The sequence below is a fragment of the Streptomyces sp. NPDC060205 genome, assembly GCF_042728395.1.
GTDB lineage: Bacteria > Actinomycetota > Actinomycetes > Streptomycetales > Streptomycetaceae > Streptomyces.
In genome coordinates this window covers 1-7,164 of the sequence record NZ_JBHWZP010000419.1, presented here as the reverse complement: position 1 = coordinate 7,164, position 7,164 = coordinate 1, and the positions used below count along the sequence as shown (strand labels likewise).

The following is a 7,164-nucleotide window of genomic DNA, read 5'->3' as shown; positions in this document are numbered from 1 at the left end:
CACGTCGGCGGGGCCCTTCACTGTGCTGCGGGTCAGCGGGCGACGGCCGCGTCCGTGCTCATGTCCGCGTCCGCACCGGCGGGCGCGTCGCTGCTCACGGGGGCGGCGGGCGCGGCCTCGCCGAGCATCGCCGAGGCGTTCTGGAGCGGGGTCAGGGTGCGCGGCGCGGCGGGCGCGGGCTCCTGGAGGCTGCGGCAGGTGAAGCCGAGCCGGGTCATGGCCCGGGTGACCTCCGCGCCGGTGAAGTCGCGGCGGTCCTGCCGGGTGATGATCTCGCCGACCTGCTTGACCGGGTACTGGCGGCGGCCGATGAGCACGGACTCACCCGTGATGGCCTCGGGCTTGACACCCTTCATCGATTCCAGCACCCCGTTCTTGGTGAGGTCGAACGGGAACCGGGCGATGACACAGCGCATGATGCCTCACAGACAGAGAGGGAGAAGGGGGCCGACCCGGGACGGGGGACGGGGTCGAACGGGGCGGAGCAGCCGGACGGGCGAGAGCTTCCACCGAAGGCCTCCATCGAAGGCCTCCATCGAAGGCCTCCATCGAAGGCCTCCACCGAAGGCCTCCACCGAAGACCTTCACCGAGGGCTTCCACCGAGGGCTTCAGCCGCGGGCTTCCACCTGGGGACGGTACTCGCCGCCGACGCCGGGCGGGGCGGCGGGCTGCCGTGACCACGTCACGTGCCCGGCCGGCCCCACCGGCCCGCGCGAGGCGGCACCGCGCCCCGGGAGGAGCGCTCAGGCAGCCGCGTCGACGGCGGACGAACGCGGCGCCGGACGACGTGCCGCGTCGCCCGTGGAACGGCTCCGGCCGCCACGCCCGCGCCGGCCGCGGGACACCGCGCCGGGCGCGGAGGAGGTGCTGCGCCGGGTCCGCTCGGAGGCGGGCGCGGTGATCGTGACCGGGATGCCCGAGGGAGCCTGGGCGCCGGTGATGCGGCTCAGCTCGGCCTCGCCCGAACGGACCTGGGTGGTCGTCGGGTTGATGCCCGCAGCGGCCATCAGACGGCTCATGTCGCGGCGCTGGTTGGGGGTCACCAGCGTGACGACGCTGCCGGACTCGCCCGCGCGGGCCGTACGGCCGCCGCGGTGCAGGTAGTCCTTGTGGTCGGTGGGCGGGTCGACGTTCACGACCAGGTCGAGGTTGTCGACGTGGATCCCGCGCGCCGCGACGTTGGTCGCCACCAGCACCGTCACATGCCCGGACTTGAAGCGGGACAGGGTCCGGGTGCGCTGCGGCTGGGACTTGCCACCGTGCAGGGCGGCGGCCCGTACACCGCTGTTCAGCAGGTGATCGGTGAGCCGGTCCACCGCGTGCTTGGTGTCCAGGAACATGATCACGCGGCCTTCGCGGGCCGCGATCTCGGTGGTCGTGCGCTGCTTGTCCGCGCCGTGCACGTGCAGGACGTGGTGCTCCATGGTGGTCACGGCGCCCGCGGACGGGTCGACGGAGTGGACCACGGGGTCGGTCAGGTAGCGGCGGACCAGCAGGTCGACGTTGCGGTCGAGGGTGGCCGAGAACAGCATCCGCTGGCCGCCGGGGCGTACCTGGTCGAGCAGCGCGGTGACCTGGGGCATGAAGCCCATGTCGGTCATCTGGTCGGCCTCGTCCAGGACGGTGATGGCGACCTGGTCCAGGCGGCAGTCGCCGCGGTTGATGAGGTCCGTGAGCCGGCCGGGCGTCGCGACGACGACCTCGGCGCCGGCGCGCAGCGCACCGGCCTGCTTGCCGATGGACATGCCGCCGACGACGGTGGTTAGCCGCAGCCGCAGGGAGCGGGCGTACGGGGTGAGCGCGTCGGTGACCTGCTGGGCCAGCTCGCGGGTGGGGACGAGGACCAGGGCCAGCGGCTGCCTCGGCTCGGCGCGCAGGCCCGCCGTACGGGCGAGCATCGCGAGGCCGAAGGCGAGGGTCTTGCCCGAGCCGGTGCGGCCACGGCCGAGTACGTCACGGCCGGCGAGGGAGTTCGGCAGGGTCGCGCCCTGGATCGGGAAGGGCACGGTCACGCCCTCGTGGCCGAGCGCGTCGAGGAGCTGCGCCGGCATGTCGAGATCGGCGAACGCCTCGACGGCGGGCAGGGCCGGGGTGATGGTCTTCGGCAGCGCGAACTCGCCCTGGGGCGAGCTCTGCCGACGGCCGTGGCCGCCGCCGTAGCCGCCCTCGGAGCGGCGCGGGGAGCCGGAGCGGGTGCCGCCACCGCTGCGGCCCGCGCTCGGATTTCCGGCGCTGCGGGTACGGGAGTAACGGTCGTTCGTGCGCGTGCGGTTCACGTGGAACCTTCCTTGACGTGGCGCGTATCAAGGAATTCCCGCGGAAAACGAGCAGCGCAGAGAATTGCAAGAACGAGCCGAAGTAATGGGGAGCCGAATCGGTGGGAATATCGAAGCGGCGGGGAATGTTCGCGGGTGGCCTCGCCGGAGCGCGTTGCGCGTTTCCTGGGACGGGGTCGGTCGTTCCGTGCGGAGGGCTCCGAAGGATTTTCATCCGGAGCTTGGACGGAGGACCCCGTGGAGCGGGTCGCGATTCCCCTGGAATGCAGCGAGCTGGGGCCCGCACCCCAAGGTGCGGGCCCCAGCTGCGAAGTGCGTGCCGACTAGGCGGGAACGATGTTCTCCGCCGTCGGGCCCTTCTGGCCCTGCGCGATGTCGAACGTGACCTTCTGGCCCTCGTTCAGCTCGCGGAAGCCGGAAGCCGCGATGTTCGAGTAGTGGGCGAAGACGTCGGCGCCGCCGCCGTCCTGCTCGATGAAGCCGAAGCCCTTTTCGGCGTTGAACCACTTCACGGTACCGGAAGCCATGTTTATCTCCTTCGGGGCGGTGCGTCGGGGCGCACACTGTGTGCGCTCCGTGTCGCCGTGATGATCACCCCACCGGAAATGCAACCGGAGCCATAAAGGATCCCCACCCGTAGCTAACTGGTGGGGACGCCTGTCAAGATTTTCGGGAACCACAACATGCAACTGACATCGAGACTAGCACGCTGCGATCGGGGGTGTGTGACGAGTTATTTCACGCAGCCTGCCGAGTAAGTAATTGTCATCGCGCGTCGAGGTCAATTCTCATGTGGCTGGCACAGGTATTGGTCTGCCCGGGGGGCATGGTTTCTGTGGGCCCGCCGTGGGTGGGATTTCGTCCGCGGGCCCGGTGGGGGCCGGTCGCGCAGTTCCCCGCGCCCCTGGAGGGGCGCGGGCTGCGGGGCTCTTCCGTCAGGGCTGGACCGGGAGTGTCCAGCAGTTGGACTTCGTGGGCTCGCCCGCGAGGCGGTCCGTCAGCCAGTCGATGGCGTCTCCCTGGTCGGTCAGGAGCGGGGCGAAGTGGTTGAGCAGCGCGCTGCCCACGCCCGGCAGGACCACCGGCTTGTACGTGACGTCGGCCCCCTTGCGGCACCAGTCGACCGCGAGGTCCCGGGACTGGCCGTGGGGGACGAGGTTGTCGCTGACGCCCGTCGCGAGCCGGACCGGGCCGGACGGCTTCAGCCTGCCGATGCGCTGGCCGTCCAGGAACGTCTTCAGTTCGGGCGTGGCGGCGATGATGTCGCTGATGGAGCGGCCGTCGGTCGTCCACTTGGTGCTCTTGGCGTAGCCGTAGCCGAAGAGGGCGTCACCGACGCACATGGTGGACAGATCGGTGAGGGCCGCCTTCCCGGCCGCGTTCAGGTGCGCCTCCGCGATCGGCTTGAGCTCCGGGTCGGACTGGAGGAAGCCGTTGAGGGACCAGCCCAGCGCGCCGGCCAGCTCGCTGCCGTCGATGGCCTTGGTCACGGCGGTCAGATCGGCGGGCGGCGCGCCCGCGTAGGTTCCGGCGAGGGTGACGTCGGGGGCGTACGAGGACTGCAGTTCGGCGGCGGCGGCGGTCGCCCCGCCGCCCTGGCTGTAGCCGAACAGCCCGACCGGGGAGTCGGCGGTGACCGAGGCGCCGCCGAGCGAGCGGGCCGCGCGGACGGCGTCGAGGACCGCGTGCGCCTCGTCGACCCGGTCGACGTAGGTGTGCAGCCGGTCGGTCGCGCCGAGGCCGGCGTAGTCGGTGACGACCACGGCGGCGCCCTTGGCGAGGAGCCGGTAGACCGACAGGTCCTCGTAGCCGACGGAGACCGTCTGGCCGTTGAACGACAGCGGGTGTTCGAGGCCCATGGACGCGGCGCACTGGTCGCCCTGGCCCAGGGTGCCGGGCGCCAGCGCGACCAGGGGCCGCGGTCCGCCGCCCTTCCAGCGGGCGGTCGGTTCGATGTACGCCCCGGTGACGGCGACCGGCCCGCCGTTCGAGTCGGTGGACTTGTACATCAGCCGGGTCGCGGTGCCCGGCAGCGGTCCGTGCAGGCTGGGCAGGCTCAGGGCGAGCGGGAGCGGTTCGCTGCGTACGAGCGTGCCGTTCGCGGCGGGCAGGGTGGTCGGCGAATTGTAGAAGGCGGGGATCGTGACGCCCCGGGACACGACCTCGTCCGCCGCCGTGGCGGCGGTGGCCGTGAGTGCCTGGGTGGTGAGGCAGGCGGCGGCGGTGACTGCCGCGGCCAGCAGTTTTCTGCGTGCGGGCATGGCGAACCTCCTGTGGAGCGGCCGACAGGTGAAAGTCCGCCTGGAACTTACCTGTGAGTAAGTTACTCGTGGTAGCAGTCGGAAGGTTACGGTTCGGTAACTTGACGGGCTGTCTAATAGCGGGCCCCTTCCGGTCGCCCCGCAAGCACGTCCGAACCTGACGGGACGCGGACTCGAAGCTGACGGGAGCCAGACCAGAGGCTGACAGGGCGGCCCGGCCCGTCGTCCCGAAGACGGAGCCGAAGGCGTGTTCCTACTGCGTACCGAGTAGCGAAATGTGTCGGCAGACGCACGACGACAGGACGGGTCCGCACCGGACAGCCTGGAGGGACATTCGGCACCAGATGTGGAGACCTCCTGCCGTGGCTACTTTCCTGTACCGATTGGGCCGTCTGGCCTTCCGGCGTCGCTGGTACGCCGCCCTGGTCTGGGCGGCCGTCCTGGCCGCGGTCGGACTGGGCGCGATGAAGGCCCCGGCGGCGGCCGAGGAGGCGTTCTCCATGCCGGGCATCGAGTCCCAGAAGGCGTTCGACCTGATGGAGCAGCGCTTCCCCGGGACGTCCGCCGACGGCGCGACCGCGCGGGTCGTGTTCGTCGCGCCGGACGGCGGGAAGGTCACCGCCGCCGAGAGCAAGGGGACCGTCGAGAAGACCGTGAAGGAGCTGGGCGACGGCTCGCAGGTCGCGAGCGCCGTCGACCCCTTCCAGGCGAAGGCGGTCAGCAAGGACGGCACGACGGCGTACGCGACCGTCACCTACAAGGTCGGACCCGAGGAGCTGACGGACGCCAGCAGGTCCCAGTTGGTGAAGGCGCTCGACGAGGCCCGGGACTCCGGGCTGACCGTCGAGGCCGGCGGGACCGCGATGGAGGAGAACGGCGGGCCGGGCGGCGCGGCGGAGCTGATAGGCGTCGCGATCGCCGCGGTCGTCCTGCTGGTCACCTTCGGTTCCCTCGCCGCGGCCGGGCTGCCGCTGCTGACCGCCGTCATCGGCGTCGGCGTGAGCATGGCCACGATCCTGACCTTGGCCAGCACCCTCGGCCTGTCCACCACCACCGGCACCCTGGCGATGATGCTGGGCCTCGCGGTCGGTATCGACTACGCCCTGTTCGTGGTCTCCCGCTACCGGGAGGAGCGCGCCAAGGGGCGTACGCCCGAGGAGGCCACCGCGCTCGCGACCGGTACGGCCGGTTCCGCGGTCGTCTTCGCCGGACTCACCGTCGTCATCGCGCTGGCCGGACTTGCCGTCGTCGGCATCCCGATGCTCACCAAGATGGGCCTGGCCGCGGCCGGCGCCGTCGTTGTCGGCGTCCTCATCGCGCTGACGCTCGTACCGGCGCTGCTCGGCTTCTGGCCGAACGCCGTGCTCACCCGCAAGGCCCGCAGGACCGGCCGGGTCGAGAAGGAGGCCCAGGACAACGGCGGCACCCGCTGGGCGCGGTTCGTCCTGCGCCGGCCCGTGCCCGTACTGCTCCTCGGCGTGGTCGGCCTCGGAGCCCTCGCGGTACCGATGGCGGATCTGCAGCTGGGCATGCCCGGCGACGAGGCGAAGTCGACCTCCACCACCGAGCGCCGGGCCTACGACGCGCTCGCCGACGGCTTCGGTCCTGGCTTCAACGGTCCGCTGACCGTCGTCGTGGACGCCAAGGGCGACTCCGACGCGAAGGGTGCCGTCGAGACGATCTCCAAGGAGATCGGCGCCACCGAAGGGGTCGTGTCCGTCTCCCCGGCGCGCTTCAACGAGAGCGGCGACACCGCCGTCTTCTCGGTCGTGCCCTCCACCGCGCCGACCGATCAGAAGACCACGGACCTGGTGAACACCATCCGCGGCGAGCGGACCGGGGTCGAGGCCGAGACCGGCGCGACCTTCGAGGTCACCGGCACCACCGCACTGAACATCGACATCTCCGACAAGGTCTCGGGCGCCCTGGTCCCGTACCTGATCGTCGTGGTCGGTCTGGCGATCATCCTGCTGATGGTGGTCTTCCGGTCCCTGCTCGTCCCGCTCAAGGCGGCCCTCGGCTTCCTCCTGTCGGTCCTGGCCTCCCTCGGTGTGGTCGTCCTGGTCTTCCAGCAGGGCCACGGCGCCGACCTGATGGGCGTGGAGCAGACCGGCCCGATCATGAGCCTGATGCCGATCTTCCTGGTGGGCATCGTCTTCGGACTCGCCATGGACTACGAGGTCTTCCTGGTCTCCCGGATGCGCGAGGCGTACGTCCACGGGGAGTCGCCCGCCCAGGCGGTGACCAGCGGGTTCCGGCACAGCGCCCGGGTCGTCGTGGCCGCCGCGCTGATCATGATCGCGGTGTTCGCCGGCTTCATCGGCGAGAGCGAGTCCATGATCAAGATGATCGGCTTCGGGCTGGCCACCGCCGTCCTCTTCGACGCCTTCGTCGTACGGATGGCGATCGTGCCCGCGGTCCTGGCCCTGCTCGGCCACAAGGCCTGGTGGCTGCCCGGCTGGCTCGACCGGCTGCTGCCCCGCGTCGACGTGGAGGGCGAGGCGCTCAGCCGCAGGGCCGACGCGGACCCGGCGCCGTCCGACACGGCCGACCTGGAAGTGGCCCGCACCTGAGGCGACCGCCTCCCTCCCCCCGGACGGGGGGGCCCCCGGGGGGCGACCCACGC

General features: G+C 71.3%; 5 protein-coding genes. 1 reads left to right on the top strand and 4 read right to left on the bottom strand.

Translation table 11 applies throughout. The features are described from left to right. Positions 1-32: 32 nt before the first annotated feature. The 4 genes from ACFWGJ_RS39710 to ACFWGJ_RS39695 form a co-directional block, all read right to left on the bottom strand. Positions 33-416, bottom strand: a complete 384-nt coding sequence (locus ACFWGJ_RS39710) for an SCO5918 family protein (protein ID WP_387333828.1) — start codon at positions 414-416, stop codon at positions 33-35. Positions 417-744: 328 nt separating this feature from the next. Beyond that, positions 745-2,277, bottom strand: coding sequence for a DEAD/DEAH box helicase (locus tag ACFWGJ_RS39705; RefSeq protein WP_387333827.1), 1,533 nt, complete (start codon positions 2,275-2,277; stop codon positions 745-747). A 323-nt stretch (positions 2,278-2,600) separates the two neighbouring features. Continuing rightward, positions 2,601-2,804, bottom strand: coding sequence for a cold-shock protein (locus ACFWGJ_RS39700; protein WP_387333826.1), 204 nt, complete (start codon positions 2,802-2,804; stop codon positions 2,601-2,603). A gap of 408 nt (positions 2,805-3,212) precedes the next feature. Next, entirely contained in the window at positions 3,213-4,538 is a 1,326-nt protein-coding gene (locus ACFWGJ_RS39695; protein WP_387333825.1) for a lipase family protein, read from the bottom strand. Between the two features lie 362 nt (positions 4,539-4,900). Here ACFWGJ_RS39695 and ACFWGJ_RS39690 point away from each other — a divergent pair, with 362 nt between their 5' ends. Next, a complete protein-coding gene (locus tag ACFWGJ_RS39690) occupies positions 4,901-7,111 on the top strand; it encodes an MMPL family transporter (RefSeq protein ID WP_387333824.1) in 2,211 nt (736 codons plus the stop codon). The last annotated feature ends 53 nt before the right edge of the window (positions 7,112-7,164 follow it).